General features: G+C 67.3%; 16 protein-coding genes. 7 read left to right on the forward strand and 9 right to left on the reverse strand.

Features of this window, described 5'->3' with window-relative positions:
- Nucleotides 1-4: 4 nt before the first annotated feature.
- From pgi to P0645_RS03010, 3 genes are all read left to right on the forward strand, one after another.
- Complete coding sequence (gene pgi, locus P0645_RS03000; RefSeq protein ID WP_284163073.1) at nt 5-1,606, forward strand: glucose-6-phosphate isomerase; 1,602 nt, start codon at nt 5-7, stop codon at nt 1,604-1,606.
- Between the two features lie 85 nt (nt 1,607-1,691).
- On the forward strand, nt 1,692-4,808 hold the full coding sequence (locus P0645_RS03005) for a methyl-accepting chemotaxis protein (RefSeq protein ID WP_284163074.1): 3,117 nt from the start codon (nt 1,692-1,694) through the stop codon (nt 4,806-4,808).
- Nucleotides 4,789-5,922, forward strand: a complete 1,134-nt coding sequence (locus tag P0645_RS03010; RefSeq protein ID WP_284163075.1) for a chemotaxis protein CheB — start codon at nt 4,789-4,791, stop codon at nt 5,920-5,922. Before P0645_RS03005 ends, P0645_RS03010 begins: the two co-directional genes overlap by 20 nt.
- Here the strand turns inward: P0645_RS03010 and P0645_RS03015 are convergent.
- The 9 genes from P0645_RS03015 to P0645_RS03055 all read right to left on the reverse strand — a co-directional run bounded on the left by P0645_RS03015 (nt 5,919) and on the right by P0645_RS03055 (nt 13,744).
- Nucleotides 5,919-6,371 (reverse strand): DUF8776 family protein, encoded by a 453-nt coding sequence (locus P0645_RS03015; protein WP_284163076.1) that lies wholly within the window; start codon nt 6,369-6,371, stop codon nt 5,919-5,921. The two genes, P0645_RS03010 and P0645_RS03015, sit on opposite strands and share 4 nt — an antisense overlap.
- A complete protein-coding gene (locus P0645_RS03020) occupies nt 6,368-7,222 on the reverse strand; it encodes a CheR family methyltransferase (RefSeq protein ID WP_284163077.1) in 855 nt (284 codons plus the stop codon). Before P0645_RS03020 ends, P0645_RS03015 begins: the two co-directional genes overlap by 4 nt.
- Nucleotides 7,219-7,710 (reverse strand): chemotaxis protein CheW, encoded by a 492-nt coding sequence (locus tag P0645_RS03025; protein WP_284163078.1) that lies wholly within the window; start codon nt 7,708-7,710, stop codon nt 7,219-7,221. The genes P0645_RS03020 and P0645_RS03025 overlap by 4 nt, the downstream gene beginning before the upstream one ends.
- The gene (locus P0645_RS03030; RefSeq protein WP_284163079.1) at nt 7,707-9,650 is read right to left on the reverse strand and encodes a chemotaxis protein CheA; all 1,944 of its coding nucleotides are present in this window, start codon (nt 9,648-9,650) and stop codon (nt 7,707-7,709) included. Before P0645_RS03030 ends, P0645_RS03025 begins: the two co-directional genes overlap by 4 nt.
- A 10-nt stretch (nt 9,651-9,660) precedes the next feature.
- Nucleotides 9,661-10,026, reverse strand: coding sequence for a response regulator (locus P0645_RS03035; protein WP_284163080.1), 366 nt, complete (start codon nt 10,024-10,026; stop codon nt 9,661-9,663).
- Complete coding sequence (locus tag P0645_RS03040; protein ID WP_284163081.1) at nt 10,026-10,334, reverse strand: STAS domain-containing protein; 309 nt, start codon at nt 10,332-10,334, stop codon at nt 10,026-10,028. The genes P0645_RS03035 and P0645_RS03040 overlap by 1 nt, the downstream gene beginning before the upstream one ends.
- Nucleotides 10,335-10,404: 70 nt before the next feature.
- Entirely contained in the window at nt 10,405-11,376 is a 972-nt protein-coding gene (locus P0645_RS03045) for a glucokinase (RefSeq protein WP_284163082.1), read from the reverse strand.
- Entirely contained in the window at nt 11,373-12,719 is a 1,347-nt protein-coding gene (locus P0645_RS03050) for a GH1 family beta-glucosidase (RefSeq protein WP_284163083.1), read from the reverse strand. The genes P0645_RS03045 and P0645_RS03050 overlap by 4 nt, the downstream gene beginning before the upstream one ends.
- A complete protein-coding gene (locus P0645_RS03055; RefSeq protein WP_284163084.1) occupies nt 12,719-13,744 on the reverse strand; it encodes a LacI family DNA-binding transcriptional regulator in 1,026 nt (341 codons plus the stop codon). The genes P0645_RS03050 and P0645_RS03055 overlap by 1 nt, the downstream gene beginning before the upstream one ends.
- Nucleotides 13,745-13,953: 209 nt before the next feature.
- Here P0645_RS03055 and P0645_RS03060 point away from each other — a divergent pair, with 209 nt between their 5' ends.
- The 4 genes from P0645_RS03060 (at nt 13,954) to P0645_RS03075 (ending at nt 19,133) form a co-directional block, all read left to right on the forward strand.
- Entirely contained in the window at nt 13,954-15,306 is a 1,353-nt protein-coding gene (locus tag P0645_RS03060; RefSeq protein ID WP_284163085.1) for an ABC transporter substrate-binding protein, read from the forward strand.
- Nucleotides 15,307-15,390: 84 nt separating this feature from the next.
- Nucleotides 15,391-16,401, forward strand: coding sequence for a carbohydrate ABC transporter permease (locus P0645_RS03065; RefSeq protein WP_284163086.1), 1,011 nt, complete (start codon nt 15,391-15,393; stop codon nt 16,399-16,401).
- Nucleotide 16,402: 1 nt separating this feature from the next.
- The gene (locus P0645_RS03070; RefSeq protein WP_284163087.1) at nt 16,403-17,533 is read left to right on the forward strand and encodes a carbohydrate ABC transporter permease; all 1,131 of its coding nucleotides are present in this window, start codon (nt 16,403-16,405) and stop codon (nt 17,531-17,533) included.
- Between the two features lie 16 nt (nt 17,534-17,549).
- A complete protein-coding gene (locus P0645_RS03075) occupies nt 17,550-19,133 on the forward strand; it encodes an alpha-amylase family glycosyl hydrolase (RefSeq protein WP_284163366.1) in 1,584 nt (527 codons plus the stop codon).
- Nucleotide 19,134: the final 1 nt, after the last annotated feature.

Genomic DNA, 19,134 nt, shown 5'->3' on the forward strand with positions numbered 1-19,134 from the left:
TAAGATGAGTCTCTGGGACGATCTGAGGAATTACGAGCGCGACCGGGGCGAGGTGACGATCCTGTCGCTCTTCGACCGGCCGGGCCGGGCCGAGGCCTTTTCCGTGCGGGCCGACGGGATGCTCTTCGATTATTCGAAGACGACGATCGACGCCCATGCCCGCGACCTGCTGATCCGGCTGGCAGAAGCTTCGCATGTCGCCTCGAAGCGCGATGCGATGTTTCAGGGCGAGAAGATCAACGAAACCGAGGGCAGGGCGGTCCTGCACACCGCGCTTCGCAACCTCGACGGAGCCGTCACGGTCGACGGCAAGGATGTGATGCCAGAGGTCCGGCAGACCCATGCGCGAATGCGTGCCTTCGCGGGTGATGTGCGGGCGGGCCGGTTTGCGGGGCAGGGCGGACGGATCAAAGATGTTGTGAATATCGGCATCGGCGGATCCGACCTCGGGCCCGCCATGGCCTGCCTCGCGCTGTCGCCCTATGCCGACGGGCCGCGCGCGCATTTCGTCTCGAATGTCGACGGCGCGCATGTGCATGACGTTCTGAAGGGCCTCGATCCGGCGACGACGCTGGTCATCGTCGCCTCGAAAACCTTCACCACCATCGAGACGATGACCAACGCGCAGACCGCGCGCGCCTGGATGGCGGCGAAGGTCGCCGATCCCGGCGCGCAGTTCGTCGCCGTCTCGACCGCCGCCGACAGGACCGCCGCCTTCGGCATCGCGCCTGATCGCGTCTTCGGCTTCGAGGACTGGGTCGGCGGGCGCTATTCGATGTGGGGGCCGATCGGCCTCTCGCTGATGCTCGCCATCGGGCCCGACCGGTTCGACGACTTCCTGAAGGGCGGCGCGGCCATGGACGCGCATTTCCGCGAAGCGCCGTTTGGGGAAAACCTGCCCGTCCTTCTGGCCCTTGTCGGCATCTGGCACAACCAGATCTGCAGTCATGCGACCCGCGCCGTCCTGCCCTACGACCAGCGCCTCGCGCGGCTGCCCGCCTATCTTCAGCAGCTGGAGATGGAGAGTAACGGCAAGCGCGTGGCGATGGACGGAACCGATCTGCCGTTCCATTCCGGTCCCGTCGTCTGGGGCGAGCCGGGGACGAACGGCCAGCATGCCTTCTACCAGCTGATCCATCAGGGCACGCGGGTGGTTCCGTGCGAATTTCTACTGGCGAGGGAAGGGCACGAGCCCGATCTTGCCCACCAGCATCTCCTCCTGATGGCCAATTGCCTTGCGCAGTCCGAGGCGCTGATGAAGGGCCGCTCGCTCGACGAAGCGCGCGCGATCATGGCGAAGAAGGGCCTGACCGGCGCCGAACTGGAACGGCAGGCCCGCCACCGGGTCTTTCCGGGCAACCGGCCCTCGACGACGTTGCTTTACCCCAAGCTCACGCCCTACCTTCTGGGCCAGACCATCGCGCTTTATGAACATCGCGTCTTCGTCGAGGGCGTGATCCTCGGGATCAATTCCTATGACCAGTGGGGGGTCGAACTGGGCAAGGAACTGGCGCTCGCGCTGCAGCCGGTGCTGGAGGGGCGCGTAGGCGACGCGGGCAAGGACGGCTCGACCCGTCAGCTCGTGCGCTATCTGCGGGGCGGCTGAGGCGCCGCCCGTTCTTCCTTAATCGAATCTTCAGCCCGCGCGCGGAAAGTCCCAGGCGGAACCCTGCCCTTGGGACGAGGCTTGAATGCGCGCGCTCGACGATCTGAAGCTTGCGGTGAAGCTACCGCTGATCCTGGGGACGATGGTCGTGGTGGCGATGCTCGCCATCGGTTACACCGGATATCACGCCGCGCGCCAGGCGCTGATGGAGGCGGGCGTCGCGCGGATCAATACGGCGCTCGATTCCAAGCTTCTGGAGTTCGAAGCCTGGTTCGAGGGCGCCGGATCCGATCTCAAGGCGACGGCGGCAAGCCCGCTCACGCTCAGGGCGCTGCGGGATTTCACCTCGGCCTGGGAAAAACTCGGATCAGAGGCGAGGAGCTATGTCCACGACCAGTATATTGACGGCAATCCCAACGCCTTCGGCGAACGATACAAGCTCGACCGGGTCACCAACGTGTCAGACTATTCGGTCGCGCACGCGCGGTATCATCAAGGCTTCGTGTCGATCTTCAGCGAAAAGAACTATCACGATGTGATGCTGGTCGCCGTGGATGGAACGATCCTCTATACCGTCGCGAAGGAAGAGGATATCGGCGAGAACCTCCTGACCGGCTCGCTGCGCACGACAAGTCTCGCGCGGACCGTGCGGCGGGTCCTGCAGGCGGCGGACACGCCGATCCTGTTTTCCGATTTCGCGCCTTATCCGGCATCGGACGGCAAGCCCGCAAGCTTTGCGGCGGCGCCGATCACCTCGGTCGACGGCCGTGTTCTCGGCGCACTGGTCTTTCAGATTTCGACCGACCAGATGAACGCGATCCTCGCGCGGCGGCATGGCGACGGCATCGCCCTGACCTCCTATCTGCTCGGTACCGACCGGCGGTTGCGCTCCGATCTCGGCGCGGCGCCGGACGTGCAGGCCTATACGGGAAAACGAACGCCGGATGCGATGAAGACCGCATTCGATGTAGAGCATGTCGTTTCGCAGGAGCCGGGCATCGATGGTCGTCCCGCCCTTCTGATGACCGGCAGGATCGAACTGCCCGGGTTCAGGATGGCGCTGGTGCTGGAACAGCCGGAGGAGGAGCTTGTAAGCCCCGTTCTGCGGATGGTGCGGTCCATGCTGTTCGGCGCTGCCGTCTCGACTCTTGCGATGGGGTTGATCGTCTTCCTCGTCGCGCGCAGCCTGTCGCGGCCATTGGCGGGGGCGGCGGAAGCGATGGAACGGATCGCTTCGGGCACCTACGACTGTCCGGTCAACGGTACGGCGCGCGGCGACGAGATCGGTGCGATCGCCCGAACGCTGGAGACCTTCCGCAATGCCCTGAGCCTCGCCGCCGTTACTGCGCGCGAGAATGCGGTGAACAGCGCGGCCCTCGCGGGGTCATCCGCCGCCCTGATGGTTCTCGACGAACGGGGGCGCATAACCCATGCCAACAGCGCCTTGACGGCCCTGTTCCGCACGCATGCGGCAGAGATCGGCCAGCGTCTTGCGGACTTTGACGCCGACGGCCTTGTCGGCAGGGGCGTCGGTTCTCTTCTGGAGGGCGAAGGCGGTTTTGCGACCCTCTTTCAGGCTGCAGACCTCTGGCCTGTTGTCGCCGAGTTGCGCTTCGGGCAGGCGCGATTCCGCCTGGAGGCGAACGAAGTGCTGGCCGAAACGGGCGAGCGCATCGGCTTTGTCGCGGAATGGCGCGAGGTCACCGAGGAAAGGATGAACCGCGCGCTGCTCGGCGCCATCGACCGCGATCTCGTGACGCTGGAATGCGGGGGGGACGGATCGGTTCTTGCCCTGAACAGCCAATTTTCCGCGATGGCGGGGCGTGCCGCGGCGGACTGTGTTGGCCAGCCTCTGGGCGCGGTTCTTTCCGATGATACGGGCGTGCCTCTGAACTTCGGGCGGATGGCCGAACAGCTGTCCCGCGGGCAGGCGGTCTATGGCCGGTTCTTCGCGCGATATGGCGAGGGCAGTGGCAGGGTGGTCGAAGGCGGCTTCGCACCGGTCAGCGATAGCGCCGGGGCGCTTCTCAAGGTGGTTTTCATCGGCTCGGACGTAAGCGAGGCCGAGGCCGCGCGCCGCGCCGCCGAGGCGCAGCGCCAGGCCCTGCAGGAGGCGCAGGCTGCGGTGGTGGAGGCCCTGCGCGTCGGCCTCCGACGCCTGTCCGAGGGCGATCTGACCACCCGCTTGACCGACGCATTCGCCGAGGATTACCGGACCTTGCGAGAGGATTTCAACAGGACGCTCGACCGGCTTGAGGATCTGGTGCGGACCGTCGTTTCGAATGCCTCGGCCATCGAGGCAGAGGTCCATGAGATTGCCGCCGCCGCCGACGATCTGTCGGGGCGGACCGAGCGGCAGGCCGCGACGCTCGAACAGACGGCGGTGGCGCTGGACGAGCTGACCGTTTCGGTCCAGTCCGCCGCCGAGGGCGCGGGCGAGGCCAACGCCGTCGTGACGGCGGCCCGCGCCTCGGCAGCTGCCTCGGCACCGGTTGTGCAGCAGGCGGTCGAGGCGATGGGCGCGATTGAGCGTTCGTCGGAGAAGATCGCCAAGATTGCTTCGGTCATCGACGATATCGCCTTCCAGACCAACCTTCTGGCGTTGAACGCGGGCGTCGAGGCCGCGCGCGCGGGCGAGGCGGGGCGCGGCTTTGCGGTGGTGGCGAACGAGGTGCGCGCGCTCGCGCAGCGTTCCTCGGAAGCCGCGCGTGAGATCGACGTGCTCCTGAGCGAGGCGGCGCAGGAGGTCAAGCGCGGGGTGGGCCATGTCAACCAGACCGGCGTCGCCATCGAGGCGATCGTCGGATCGGTCGGCCAGATCTCGCAGCGCATGGCCGATATTGCCGCATCGGCACGCGAACAATCGACGGGCCTTGCCGAGATCAACCAGGCGGTGAATCAGATCGACCATGCGACACAGGAAAACACCGCGCTCTTTGCCGATACGGCCCTTGCAAGCCAGCGCCTGACCGAAAGCGCCAGGGCGCTCAGCGCCACGGTCGAACGGTTCAGCGTGCGCAGCCGTCCGACCGGAGGAGAGGCAGTCGCGCAGGACGGCTGGTCGGTGGCACGTCAACCGCCGCCGCCGCCGGGTCCGGCCAGGCCGCGCAATCCGGTTGCGGGCCGCGCGGCCGGCACCGTCGCCCTGGCAGCGCCCGATACCGCAGCCGAGGGGCAGGCCGATGGCTGGGAGGAATTCTGAAGCGGCAGCGAACGCGCCCGGCGCCGCTCGGGTGCGCGTGATGGTGGTCGACGATTCGCCCACGCAGCGCCGCTTGCTGGCGCATCACCTTTCGGGCGACGGGCGGCTCGCGCTTGTGGCGAGTGCCGCGGACTGCGCCGAGGCGGCTGTCCTTCTGCCAAAGGTGCGCCCCGATGTCCTTCTTCTCGATATCGAAATGCCGGGCTGCGATGGTCTGACCTTCCTCAGGCGGCTCATGGGCGACCGGCCGATGCCGGTGGTGATCCTGTCTTCTCTCGCGGCGGCGGGAAGCGCGGCGGCGGTGGAGGCCCTGGCGCTTGGCGCCGTCGATTGCCTGGAAAAGGTGGCCGGGAGTTATGCGCGCGGGCCGCAGGGACTCGTCCAGCGCCTCATAGCCGCGTCTTCGGCGGCACCGGCACTGGCGACCCGCCGCCTGACGCTGGCGCGTGCCGCCCGGACGGCGGCGCGCAAGGCGCCTGCCGTCGCATCGGCGACGCGGCACTGGGAACGGATCTGCCTTGTCGGTGCATCGACCGGTGGCGTCGCGGCACTGGAAGAGATGCTTGCGGTGCTTCCCGCAGACGGCCCGGCCCTCGTGGTCGCGCTGCACATGCCGCCCGTCTATGTCGACCGGATCGCCGAACGCCTGGAACGTTCGTTCCTGCCGCGCGTGACCATCGCCCGACATGGCGAGCAGATCGTGCCCGGCCGTGTCTATCTCGCGCCCGGCAAGGGATCGCATGTCGAACTGCGGCCCCTGGCGCCATTGACGCTTGCGGTGCTTCCCACAGAGGGCTCGTGCGGCCACAGTCCCTCGGTCGAGCGGCTGTTTGCCTCGGGCCTGCCGCATGCCGGCGCGATCACCGCGGTGCTTCTGAGCGGCATGGGCCGGGACGGCGCCAGGGGGATGCTGGACCTGCGTGCCCGGGGTGCCCGCACGCTGGCGCAGGACGCAGAGACGAGCCTGATCCACGGCATGCCCGGCGCCGCTGCTGCGCTGGGGGCGGCGGAGGAACTGCTGCCACCCGTGCGGATCGGCGAGCGCCTGCTTTCGCTTTGTGCCGTCGGCGCGGGCCCGAGAACCGGCAGCCGACGCACCCAGGCCGACGGCTAGAACCAGGAGACCTCGCCGCTGGGCGCGGGCTCGTTGGTCTGTGTCACGCCGCCCGCGCCCGGTGGTTCGACGGCGGCCACGTCCATCCCGAACAGCCGGTGCGCCAGATCGCGCAGGATCAGCCCGTCCGCGAGCGGGGGCGTCGCGATCGTGGGGGAGGGGGTCAGCTGGCCGGCAAGCGCGGCGAGCAGACGGGAGAGGTCGCCGAGATTCTGGGTGATCCGGTCGATGGCCTGCAGACCGGCCAGGGCCTCGTCCGGCGCCTTCCGGGCGACCCCCGAAGCCGACAAAGCGTCCTGCAGCCCGAGCGCGAGCCCGGCCAGCTGGTGAAGCTCGCCCGCGACCCGCGAAGCAAGGGCGGCGACCGTGATCTCGGCGTCGACCGTGCCCGCGTCGGGTCGGGCGGCGCGTAACTGTGGCGCGCGAAAGGGCTGTGCTGTCCCGGTCATCCCGTCCCTCCGCCACCGCTGCGATAGACGGTCTGGCCAAGCGCCTGCAGGCGCGCGGCGGCGCGGCCGGTCGCCCGCTCGGCATGGCCGAGGAGGAGCCAGCCGCCGTCGGCGAGCGCGTCCGCCAGCCGCGAGATAAGACGCTCGCGCGCCCGCGGCTCGAAATAGATCAGCACATTGCGGCAGAGGATGGCGTCGAAACCCTGTGCGGCTCGCCAGTCGGCATGAAGGTTCTGCGTCCGGCATCGGACCAGCCCGCGCACCGCATCCGAGAGGGTGAACCCGTCGGCTGCGGGCTGGCAGTGGTGCCGGAAGGGGGGCGGGATCTCGTCGAGCGCGGCGGCTGGATAGAGGGCGCGTGCGGCGCGTGCGGTCTGGGTCGCGTCGAGGTCGGTCGCGAGGATTTCGATGTTCAGTCGCGCCGCATCGGGCGCCAGGTCGAGGAGCGTCAGCGCCAGCGAATAGGCTTCCTGCCCGGCGGCGCATCCGGCCGACCAGAAGCGAAGCCTGCGCCCGGCCCGCGCCTCGGCGATCAGGGGCGGCAGCAGGTTTTCGCGCATCATCCGGAAATGGTGCGGCTCGCGGAAGAAATGCGAGACATGCGTGGTCAGCAGGCCCAGAAGCGCCAGACGTTCCGCCGTGCCCTCCGGCCCGTCGATCAGGCGCAGATAGTCGCGGTAGGAACCGAGATCGAGCCGCGCGAGCCGCCGCTTCAGCCGCGCCTCGATCATCGGATAACGCGCGGGCGGCAGAAGAATCCCCGCCTCCTCCTCGACCCGCCGTGCGATGGCGGCGATGTGGAACGGCGCCCGGTCGCCCGGCGCGCCCCTGATCCCGGCGCGCAGCGTCATGTGGTATTTCCCTCCGGCCCGGGGGCGAGGCGGGCAGGGTCGAGCACCCGAAGGACGGTGCCCGCCTCGACGGCAAGCGCCCTGAGGAACGTGCCGCCGGGCCCCGCGGCGCAGGCGGGTGGCGGTTCAAGCGCCCGGTCGGCGATCCGCGTGATGTCGCGCACACGCGCGACTGCGATGCCAAGCGGGCGGCCCTGATCCTCGACCACGACAATCACCGGGCGCGCGCCAAGCGTTCCGGCATCGTCGTCGGCGGCGAGCCCCAAGCGGCGGCCGAGGTCGATGACAGGCAGGATCGTGCCGCGCAGGTTGACGACGCCCAGCACCCAAGCGGGTCGGTGCGGCAAGGGCGTGGCGCGTCCGAAGCTGCGAATCTCGCGGATCGCGCTGAGCGGCAGGACGAAATCCTCGCCGCCTGTCGAAAGGCCGAGATAATCGGTGCTGGTTTCGGTCAGGGCAGCGGTCTGCATGGTCTGGGCGCCGGTCATGAGGCGAGCCTTTCGGGCGGCGGTGCCTGCCGGTCACCGGCAGCGGCGAGATCGATGAGTTCGCCGGGGTCGAGGATCAGGGCAACCGTCCCGTCGCCGAGGATCGTTGCCGCCGCCGCACCGGGGACCCGGCCGAGGCCCGCGCCGAGCGGCTTGACAACGATCTGGCTCTGGCCCGTCAGCTCATCGACGATGAGGGCGAGGCGCCGGTCCGCCTCGTCGGCGAGGATCACGGCGAGTGCTGCGCCCGGGCGGGCGCGTCCGAGGCCGAGAAGCGCCGCGGCATCGAAAAGCGGGGTCTGGCGCTGGCGCAGGCGGATGAGCCGCTCGCCGCGCGCGAAACGGTCAAGATCCGGCGCGCCGAGCCGCGCGGCCTCGAGCGTCGCGGCGAGCGGCAGGGCGAAGACATGGCCGCCCGCGCGGACCAGCATCGCCTCCATCACCGCGAGCGTCAGGGGAAGCGAGAGCGTTATGCGGGTGCCCCGGCCCGGGCCGGACCAGAGCGACAGGCGGCCGCCGAGCGCCGCGACCGCCGTCTGCACCGCATCCATGCCGACACCACGGCCGGAAAGGGCGCCGACCGCGCGCGCGGTGGAAAAACCCGGGCGGAAGAGGAGCGCGTCGGTCTCGGCCTCGGTCAGCGCCGTGTCAGATGTGATCAGCCCCTTGGCAACCGCGGTGGCGCGGACCCGCGCGCGGTCGATCCCGCCGCCGTCATCGGCCAGTTCGATGATCACGCGCCCGGATCGGTGGGCGGCGGAGAGGGTGATCCGGCCTTCGGCGGGCTTTCCTGCTGCCGCGCGCCGCGGAGGCTCCTCCAGCCCGTGGTCGACGGCATTGCGGATCATGTGGGTGAGGGGTTCGACCAGCCGTTCGGCGATCGAGCGGTCGATCTCGGTCGCTTCGCCCTCAAGGCAAAGCCGGGCGGGCTTGCCCGCCCGCGCCGCCGCCTCGCGCAGGATGCGTGCCATGCGCTGGAAGAGCGGCTTGACCGGCTGGGTGCGGAGCGCGAGGACCGAGTCCTGCAGGTCGCGGCCGAGGGTCTGGACCTCCTCAAGTGCGGCTGCGGCCGCCGAGCGCCGGTCAAGTCCCGCATCGGCGAGTCGCCGGGCGAGAATTGCCTCGGCGATCGCCAGTTCGCCCACAAGGTTCAGCAGCCGGTCGAACCGGTCAAGATCGACGCGGACCGTGGGCCGCTCGGGCGTCGCGCCGCGCGCTGCGGGTTCCGGGTCCTTCGGCGAGGCGTCGTCGGGCCCGTGGCCTGCCACTTCCGGCCGTGACGGGGGTGCTTCTTCCAGGCGCCCGATATGCAGGTCGCAGATATCCTCGACGAATTCGAAGGTCTCGCGGATGGCGCTTTCATCGACCGAACCGGCGAGATCGACGGTCCAGGAGAGGTAGCCTTCCTGCGGGTCGAGCATGTCGAGGGATGGCAGCGCGCCTGTGTCGCAGGAAACCGAGGCCTCGCCCAGGTCCATGAGGGCATTGATCAGGTGAAGCGCTTCGTTCCCGGACTGGAAGAGCGCGGCGGCGGGCCGGAAGAGGATGCGCCAGTTGCCAGGCGCCGCTGGATCGGGTTCGCCGCCCCCCGCATCCCCGGTCGGTCCGGCGGTTTTCGCACGCTCGACGGCCTGTGCCAGTTCGTCGGCAAAGGCCTGCATCGCGCCCAGGGTGGCCGCATCCGGCGCTTCATCGGCGCCGCGCAGGCGGTCGAGCTCGCTTTCGAAGACATGTGCCGTTTCGGCGAGCGCCTCATAGGACAGGGAGGCAGCGCCGCCCTTGATCGTATGGACGGCGCGGAAGGCGGCGTGGATCGCCTCCGACCCGGGGAGGGCGATGGAGGGATCGGCGAGCGAGTCATCGAGCCGCCCGAGCAGGTCTTCGCATTCGGCAAAGAAGCCGGCCCTGATCTCGGCGAGGGGATCGGCGGATGCGGCCATCCGTGTGTCCTCAGCCCGCGATCATCTGAAGCGCGCGCACGAGCTTGTCGGCCTCGAACGGCTTGACGATCCAGCCGGTGGCGCCGGCCGCACGGGCCCGCGCCTTCAGTTCCGGCGCGCTTTCGGTGGTCAGCACCAGGATCGGCGTGGCGCGGTGGCGGTCCTGCCGCCTGACCGCCTCGATCAGGCCAAACCCGTCGAGGCGCGGCATGTTGATGTCGGAGATGATCGCGTCGGGCGCGGCCTCCGCCAGCCGGTCGAGCGCCTCCTGCCCGTCCTCGGCCAATGTGACCTGATAGCCCGCGCCGGTCAGCGCCTGTTCCAGAAGATCGCGGATCGTGCGGCTGTCGTCGACGGCAAGCACCCGTATGGCCATCACTGATCCCCCTCAAGCGCTGAGAGCGGCAGGGCGAAGCTGGCAAGAGCCGCATCGAAAGCGGCCGAGCGCGGAGCGATGCGGAAGGGGCGGACGTCACCGCGCCAGGCCGCTGCCGCCGCGAGCAGCACCTGCAGGCAGAGACCGCCCAGAAGCGCCACCTCGCTTGCATCCACGCGCACCGGCTGGCCCCGCAGCGCAAGGAGACGCGCGCGCAGCGGCGCGGCCGCCGTCAGATCGAGCCTGCGGTCGAGCATGACCGGCGCGGCCCCATCTGCTCCCCCGTCAGCATCCTTGTCCGTGTCCATGGCGCATTCGTCCTCTGCTCCGGGAAAAGGACTAAGGCCGCGCGGTTAAGATTGGCTTGACGGAAGAGCTTCAGCCGGCGATCCGGCGGCCGATATGATCGGCGCAGCCTTCAAGGGCGGCATAATCATCCTCGACCACATGTACGGCGAACTCGCCCATGAAGTCGGAAAAGCGCCCCTTGTCGCGGAACGCGTCGGCAAAGCCCTGATCGGCGAGATGGGGCGCGAAGGCGCGCGCTACACCACCCACCAGATAGATGCCGCCGAAAGGCAGATGGTCGAGCGCCAGATCGCTTGCCACCCGCCCCAGAAGGGTGACGAAATGCCTGCAGGTCGCGTTGGCGGCGCCCTCGCCGGGCTTGCCGATCCGCTCCATGATCTCGGCGGCCGACAGGTCGGTCCCTGCGGCGTGGAAGCTGTAGAGCCGTTCGAGACCCCGGCCCGACAGCACATCCTCGACCCCCGCGAACCCGTGCGCCTTCTCGACATGACGGGCAAGGCGCAGGTCTTCCTCGGTGCGAAGGGGCAGGGTGGCATGACCGCTTTCGGCGGCGGCGACGAGGAGGGCGCCGCCAGTCCGGTGGACGGGCGCGGCGTTGAAGCCGGTGCCGACGCCGATCACCAACCGCGCGCCGTCGCGCTGCGCAGGCGGGCCGGCGATGATGGTGCGCAGGCTCTCGCCCGAAAGCCGGTCGAGCGCATGGCCCTGTGCCTGCAGGTCATTGAGGATCGCCACGGTCCGGGCGCCGGTCGCACCCGCCACGTCCTCGCGGGTGATGCGCCAGGCGAGGTTGGTCATTTCGGCGACGCCGTCCTGTACGGGCCCCGCGACCGCGATGCAGGCGCCTGCGCAGGCAGGCGAGCCAAGGGCGCCCAGATAGTCCCTCAGGATGGCTGGCAGATCGACGCTTGTCGCGTTCGCATAGCGGCGGATCGTATCGCGCGCGACCCGGCCGCCACGGGCAAGCGCAACGCGGGTATTGGTGCCGCCGATGTCGGCGAGAACGAGCGTGGCGTCTAAGGGCAGGGGGCGAGAGGTCATCTTGCGGAGAGGGTCCGGGGCAGGAGCATGTGCTGGAAGGCCTGATAGGACCATTTCGGGGTCCGCTTCAAGCTTTCAAAATCGACATGGATCAGACCGAAGCGCTTGTCATAACCGAGCGCCCATTCGTAATTGTCCATGAGCGACCAGTAGAAATAGCCTTTCAGCGGCACGCCCGCCGCGATGGCCGCCCGGCAGGCCGCGAGATGGGCGTCGACATAGGCGATGCGGTCGGGGTCCGCCACTGCGCCGTCCGTTATATGGTCGTCGGCGCTCATGCCGTTTTCGGTCACGCAGAGCGGCAGGCCGGGGAAGAGCCGCGCGAGTTTCACTAGCCGGTCGGACAGGCCGTCCGGGTGGATTTCCCAGCCCATCGTGGTCTTCGGCAAGGGGCCTTCGACCTCTCGCGTCGCGGGCCAGGGCGTGCCGGGGACGGCGGCCTTCAGTGCGCGGCGGTAGTAGTTCACGCCGAGCCAGTCGAGCGGCGCGGCAATGGCGTCGAGATCGGCCTGCCAGCCCTTGGGCAGCCAGCATTCCAGGCCCTGAAGCGCCTTGGCCGGATAGCGGCCAAGCGCCAGCGCCTCGGCGAACCAGCGGTTGAAAAGCGCCTCTTCGGTCGCGGCCGCGCCCTCATCGGCGGGGGAGGCCGGGTCGACATGTTCGAAATTGAGAACGATGCCGAGGTTCTTCGCGCCTTCGGCGCGCAGCGCCGCCAGCGCGCCCGCATGGGCGGTCAGCGTGAAATGCATGGCGCGCGCGGCGGCCGAGATGTCGCGCAGGCCGGGCGCATGTGCCCCGATGAAATGCGAAAGCCAGGCCACGCACCAGGGCTCGTTCAGCGTGGCGGTACTGGCAAGCCGGTCGCCGAACCTTCGTTGCACCGTCAGCGCGTAATCGGTGAACCAGCCGGTTATGTCGCGGTTCGCCCAGCCGCCGCGATGGGCGAGGGCCGTGGGCAGGTCCCAGTGGTAGAGGGTAAGGAAGGGTTGCAGGCCCCGGGCGCACATGCCGTCGATCAGCCGGTCGTAGAAGGCGAGCGCCGCGGGGTTCGGCTTGCCCGTGCCCTCGGGCAGGAGCCGCGCCCAGTTGATCGAGAAGCGGTAGGCATCGAACCCGGCGCCCGCGATCAGATCGAGGTCTTCCTCCCAGCGGTGGTAATGGTCGCAGGCCCGCGCCGCGGTCTCGCCACGGACCACGTTGCCAGGGGTCAGCGCGAACGTGTCCCAGTGCGAGGCGCCCGCGCCGCCGAAAGCCGTGCCTTCGATCTGTGTGGCCGAGGTCGCGGCGCCGAAGAGAAAGTCTTCGGGGAAGTCGGCGCGACGGTGGGAAAAGGCCGGTTGCATCACCGGGGCGCCGGACCGGTCGAGGCGCCGACGATCAGCGCGGCTTCCAGAGGCCGGGTCTGCGGCGTCAGGTCTGGGTCGGCGATCAGCTCGAGAAGCATCGCCGCCGCCTGCCGCCCGGCCTCGCGCACCGAGGATCGGGTGGCGGTGAAGATCGGCACATCCTCGCCATTGCGGAAATAGCTGAGTTCGTCGTCATGGGTGACGATCGAGATGTCGCGGCCGAGCTTCAGGCCGCGTTCCTCGACGGCGCGGCGGGCGCCGATGGCGGAAATGTAGGAGGAGGTCAGAAGCGCCGTCGGCGGTGCCGCGAGGTCGAGCAGGCGGCGGGTCGCCTGATAGCCGTTCGCCTCGGTCATCTCATCCGACACCATCAGCTGCGGGTCGGGCGCGAGCCCGCGCGCGGCAAGTGCGGCCTCGTAGCCCTTGCGGCGGCGGAAGGCGAAGTCCATCGTCTCGAGCCCGTTGACCAGCGCGATCTGGCGGTGGCCGAGATCAAGGAGGAACGACGTGGCACGCTCGAAAGCGCGGCGGTTGTTCACGTCGAGCCAGGAATAGGGCAGCGTCGCCTCGGAGGAGCGGCCATGGACGACGAACGGCAGGCCGATCTCGTGCAGAAGCGCGATGCGTGCGTCGTCGACCTTGGGGCCATGGACGATGATCCCGTCGACCGTGCCCTTCGCGCGCAGTTTGCGGTAGGCATCGGCCTCGTCGGCGTCGGAAACGACGGTCAGCACCATGTCGTAATCGGCGCCGGAATAGGTCTCTCCGGCGCCCGCGATGAAATCGGCGAAGACCGGGTTGACGATCTCGTGCTTCGAGGACACCGGAATGACATGGCCGATTGCCATCGTCCGCCCCGTCGCCAACCCCCGCGCCCGATTGTTCGGCCGGTAGTTGTAGCGCCGCGCCGCCGCCTGCACCTTGGTGCGCGTCGCCTCGCTGACCTCGGGAAAGCCGTTCAGCGCGCGGCTGACGGTCGTCTGCGACAGCCCGAGCCTTTTTGACAGTTCCTTCAGGTTCATCGGTCTTTCCAAAGCGCTTTAGTTTCGTGTGGACTGAACCATGGCGGCGGTGCCCCGTCAATCTCTTCTTTTTTGCATGCACATTCCATTCATCTGCGCAGATTATTGACTCATGGCGCCAGCGGGCGCATGGTGAATAAGTCAAAGCGCTTTGGAAATCTGATTCCGGCGCCTGATGGCTCGGGCGATGGCCCAAACGGGAGGAGATCATGAAAAAACTGCTGGCCGGAACGGCCTTTTTCGCACTTCTGGCGGGCGGTGCGCTCGCGCAGGATCTGAAGTTCGCGCCGGGTGAGGATGCGCGGTTTAACTGGCAAAGCTTCACCGACTTTTCGGAAGAATACAACCTTGACGGGCAGACGCTCACCATCTTCGGACCGTGGCGGGGCGAGGATCAGGTGCTGGTCGAAAGCATGCTGGCCTATTTCACCGCGGCGACCGGCGTGAAGGTCAACTATTCCTCGTCCGAGAACTATGAACAGCAGATCGTCATCGATACCCAGGCGGGCTCTCCCCCGGACATCGCTGTGCTGCCGCAGCCCGGCCTCATCGGCGATCTCGCCTCGAAGGGCCTTCTCGTGCCCCTGGGCGATGAAACCACCCAGTGGCTGAAGGACAATTACGCGGCGGGCGACAGCTGGGTTGGCCTTGGCAGTTACAAGGGCAAGGACGGGGCGTCCGCGCTTTATGCCTTCCCCTACAAGATCGATGTGAAGTCGCTTGTCTGGTATGTGCCCGAGAATTTCGAGGATGCGGGCTATGAAATTCCCCAGACGATGGAGGAGCTGAAGGCCCTGACCGAACAGATCGTGGCCGATGGCGGTACGCCCTGGTGCATCGGGCTTGGATCGGGCGGCGCCACCGGCTGGCCTGCGACCGACTGGGTCGAGGACATGCTCTTGCGCACGGCAACGCCAGACACCTATGACAAGTGGGTCACTAACGAATTGCCCTTCACCGATCCGGCGATCGTCGGCGCCATCGATGAATTCGGCTGGTTCGCGCGCAATGACACGTTCGTCGATGGCGGCGCGGCGGCGGTGGCCACCACCGATTTCCGCGACAGCCCCAAGGGTCTCTTCGCCTCGCCGCCAAAATGCTACATGCACCATCAGGCGTCCTTCATCCCGTCCTTCTTCCCCGAAGGGACCAAGCTCGGTCAGGATGCCGATTTCTTCTACATGCCAGCCTATGCGGGCAAGGATCTGGGCAAGCCGGTCCTCGGTGCGGGCACGCTTGCCATGATCACCAAGGACAGCGAGGCGGCGCGTGCCTTCATCGAATGGCTGAAGACGCCGATCGCGCATGAGGTCTGGATGGCCCAATCGGGCTTCCTGACGCCGTTGAAGTCGGTCAATGTCGAGGCCTACGGCAATGACGCGCTGAAGAAGCAGGGCGAGATCCTTCTGAACGCCACCACCTTTCGCTTCGACGGGTCGGACCTGATGCCCGGCAAGATCGGCGCGGGTGCCTTCTGGACCGGCATGGTCGATTATGCGGGCGGCAAGTCCGCCGCCGATGTCGCCGCACAGGTCCAGAAGGAATGGGACGCGATCAAGTAGGTCGCCTGTCCCTCATCTGAAATGCTGCCCGGGGGCACATGCGGCCCCCGGACCAACCGATGACCGGCCGGGGGAGGGGCGGAGATGGAACAGGTCTGGACGGCGCTTTTCACCATCGTCCTTGGCATCTTCGCGGCGATCAGCTGGTTCTGGGGGGCGAATTTCTGTCTTGACCGGCTCTTGCCCGCGCGCACCGGCGACCCGGCGCAGAACGCGCGCAACATCCACCGCGCGGGCCTGATCCGGCCCTGGCTGTTCCTCGGCCCGGCGATCCTCGCGCTCGGCCTCTATCTCGTCTATCCGGTCTGGGAATCGCTTTTCCTTTCCTTCCACGGCAAGGCGGGTCAGGAGTTCGTCGGCACCGCCAATTACCGCTGGCTGCTGGCCGATGCTGGCTTCCGGGAGTCGATCTTCAACAATTTCCTCTGGCTTCTGGTCGTGCCCGCCGCCTCGACCTTCCTCGGGCTTCTCGCGGCGGCGCTGACCGACCGGATCGCCTGGGGCAATATCGCGAAATCGCTGATCTTCATGCCGATGGCGATTTCCTTCGTCGGCGCGGCGGTGATCTGGAAATTCGTCTATGACTATCGCTCGGGCGATGACGCGCAGATCGGCATCCTGAATGCGCTTGTCACCTGGGCGGGCGGCGATCCGCAGGCCTGGATCGCGCTGCCGTTCTGGAACAACTTCTTCCTGATGGCGATCCTTGTCTGGATCCAGACCGGCTTCGCCATGGTGATCCTGTCGGCCGCGCTGCGCGGTATTCCCGAGGAAACGATCGAGGCGGCAGTGCTCGACGGGGCCAATGGCATCCAGATCTTCTTCAGGATCATGGTGCCGCAGATATGGGGCACGATTGCCGTGGTCTGGACGACGATCACCATCACGGTGCTCAAGGTCTTCGACATCGTGCTGGCAATGACCAACGGCCAGTGGAAATCGAACGTGCTGGCCAACCTGATGTTCGACTGGATGTTCCGCGGCGGCGGCGATTTCGGCCGGGGGGCGGCGATTGCCATCGTGATCATGGCGCTCGTGACGCCGATCATGATCTGGAACATCCGCAATGCCAGGGCCGAGATGGAGGGGCGCTGAGATGGCCAACAATCCCTACCGCTGGGCCGTTCATCTGTCGGTCGTGCTGTTCGTTGTGCTCTGGACGCTGCCGACCTTCGGGCTTTTCGTCACTTCCTTTCGTGACAAGGACCAGATCGCCGTATCCGGCTGGTGGACGGCGCTCGGCTCGGCCACGCGCAACGACATGTTCCGCGCACCTGAAGGCGAGGGAGAGGTCGAGGAAGCGGGGCGTTTCACCCTGACCGGATCGGTCTTTGTGGGCACGAGCGGGCATGTGACGGCCTTCGGCATCTCCTCGAAGGCGCCCGATGCTTTCGCGGCGGGGGAGACCGCCGATCTGGGCGACGGCGAGAGCCTGACGGTGGCGGAGGATGGCAGCTTTACCCTTTCCGGCCCCGAAAGCTTCAAGGACAAGCGGGGCCAGCGCATCTTCTTCACCGCGACCACGCCGCCCAGCTTCACATTCGACAACTACCGTGCGGTCCTCTTCGCCGAGGGGCTTGGCCGGTCGTTCCTGAATTCGGCAACCGTCGCCATCCCTTCGACCGTGATCCCGATCCTGATCGCCGCTTTCGCGGCCTATGCGCTCAGCTGGATGCAGTTTCCCGGCCGCGCGCTTTTGATCGCGGCTATCGTAGGCCTCCTGGTCGTGCCGCTGCAGATGTCGCTCATCCCTTTGCTGCGCATCTACAATGCGGCGGGACAGGCGATGGGGTTCGACCCGAAAAGCTATATCGGCATCTGGCTTGCGCACACCGGCTTCGGCCTGCCGCTCGCCATCTATCTTCTGCGCAATTACATGGTCGGCCTGCCGAAGGAGATCATGGAAAGCGCCCGCGTCGATGGCGCGACCGATTTCCAGATCTTCACCCGCATCGTGCTGCCCCTGTCCTTCCCCGCGCTCGCCAGTTTCGCGATTTTCCAGTTCCTCTGGACCTGGAACGACCTTCTGGTGGCGCTGGTCTTCCTCGGTCCGCAGGACGACAAGCTGGTGCTGACCGGGCGGCTGGTGAACCTTCTGGGCTCCCGCGGCGGCGATTGGGAGATCCTTGCGGCTTCGGCCTTCGTCTCGATCGCGGTGCCGATCCTCGTTTTCTTCGCCCTTCAGAAATATCTCGTGCGCGGCCTCCTGGCCGGCTCGGTCAAGTGAGGCTTGCATGACCATGATGACTCAGGCGGTGAACCGCCAGCTTCCCGGTGACGCCGACTGGTGGCGCGGTGCGGTGATCTATCAGATCTATCCCCGCAGCTTTCAGGATACGAACGGCGACGGGATCGGCGATCTGACGGGGATCACCCGGCGGCTCGACTATGTGGCGGGGCTTGGCGTCGACGCGATCTGGATTTCGCCCTTCTTCACCTCGCCGATGAAGGATTTCGGCTATGACGTGTCGGATTACCGCGATGTCGATCCGATGTTCGGCACGTTGGCCGATTTCGATGCGCTGGTGACGCGGGCGCACGAACTTGGCCTCCGGGTGATGATCGACCTCGTGCTGTCGCATACGTCTGATCAGCATCCGTGGTTTCAGGAAAGCCGCACCGGGCGGAAAGGCGAGAAGGCCGACTGGTATGTCTGGGCGGACCCGAGGCCCGACGGGACGGTGCCGAACAACTGGCTATCGGTCTTTGGTGGTTCCGCCTGGGCCTGGCACGGCGGGCGGATGCAATATTACCTGCATAACTTCCTCTCCTCCCAGCCCGACCTGAACTTCCACAACCCGGATGTGCAGGCGGCGCTTCTGGACGTCGCGCGCTTTTGGCTGGAACGCGGGGTGGACGGGTTCCGGCTCGACACGATCAACTTCTACTTCCATGACCGGCTTCTGCGCGACAATCCGGCGCTGCCCGCCGAGGCGCGCAACGATTCCATCGCGCCCCTGGTCAATCCCTATAACTGGCAAGACCACCTCTACTCGAAGAACCAGCCGGAAAATATTGAATTCCTGAAGAAATTTCGCAGGCTGATGGACTCCTACGGCGCGGCGGCTGTGGGCGAGGTCGGCGATGCCCAGCGGGGGCTGGAGATCATGGGGGAATATACATCCGGCAATGACCGGATGCAGATGTGCTATTCCTTCGATTTCCTCGCCCGCGAGCGGCTGCGGGCCGCCGACGTCGCCGCGATCTTTGCCCGGCTGGAAGAGACGGTGCCCGACGCCTGGCCCTGCTGGGCCTATTCCAACCATGACATGCCGCGCCATATCTCGCGCTGGCAGCTTTCCGACGAGGCGGCAAAGACTTATCTGACGCTTCTCATGTGCCTGCGCGGCTCGGTCTGTCTGTATCAGGGCGAGGAATTGGGCCTCAGCGAGGCCGACATCGGCTTCGACGATTTGCAAGACCCTTACGGCAAGGAATTCTGGCCGGAATTCAAAGGCCGCGACGGCTGCCGCACGCCGATGGTCTGGCAGCGCGACAATGGCACGGGTGGCTTTACCAGCGGCAAGCCCTGGCTCCCGGTGCCCGCCGACCACCTCGCGCGTGCCGTCGATGCGGCAGAGGGCGCGGAGGACGGGCTGTTGCAGCACTACCGCAAGATGCTCGCTTTCCGGCGGGCGCATCCGGTTCTGGCCAAAGGCGCCCAGTCGGCCATGCGGGCCGAGGGCGATGTTCTGTGCTTCGAGCGCTCGCACGAAGGGCAGCGCCTCTTCGTCGCGGTCAACCTTTCGGCGCAGGCGGCGACGGTCAATGTGCGGGGGGCGGTCGATCTCGGTCCCTGGGGTGCGGCAATTCTGGTGGGGGAATAGA

The organism is Frigidibacter sp. SD6-1, assembly GCF_030143255.1.
Taxonomy (GTDB): Bacteria; Pseudomonadota; Alphaproteobacteria; order Rhodobacterales; family Rhodobacteraceae; genus TMP-24.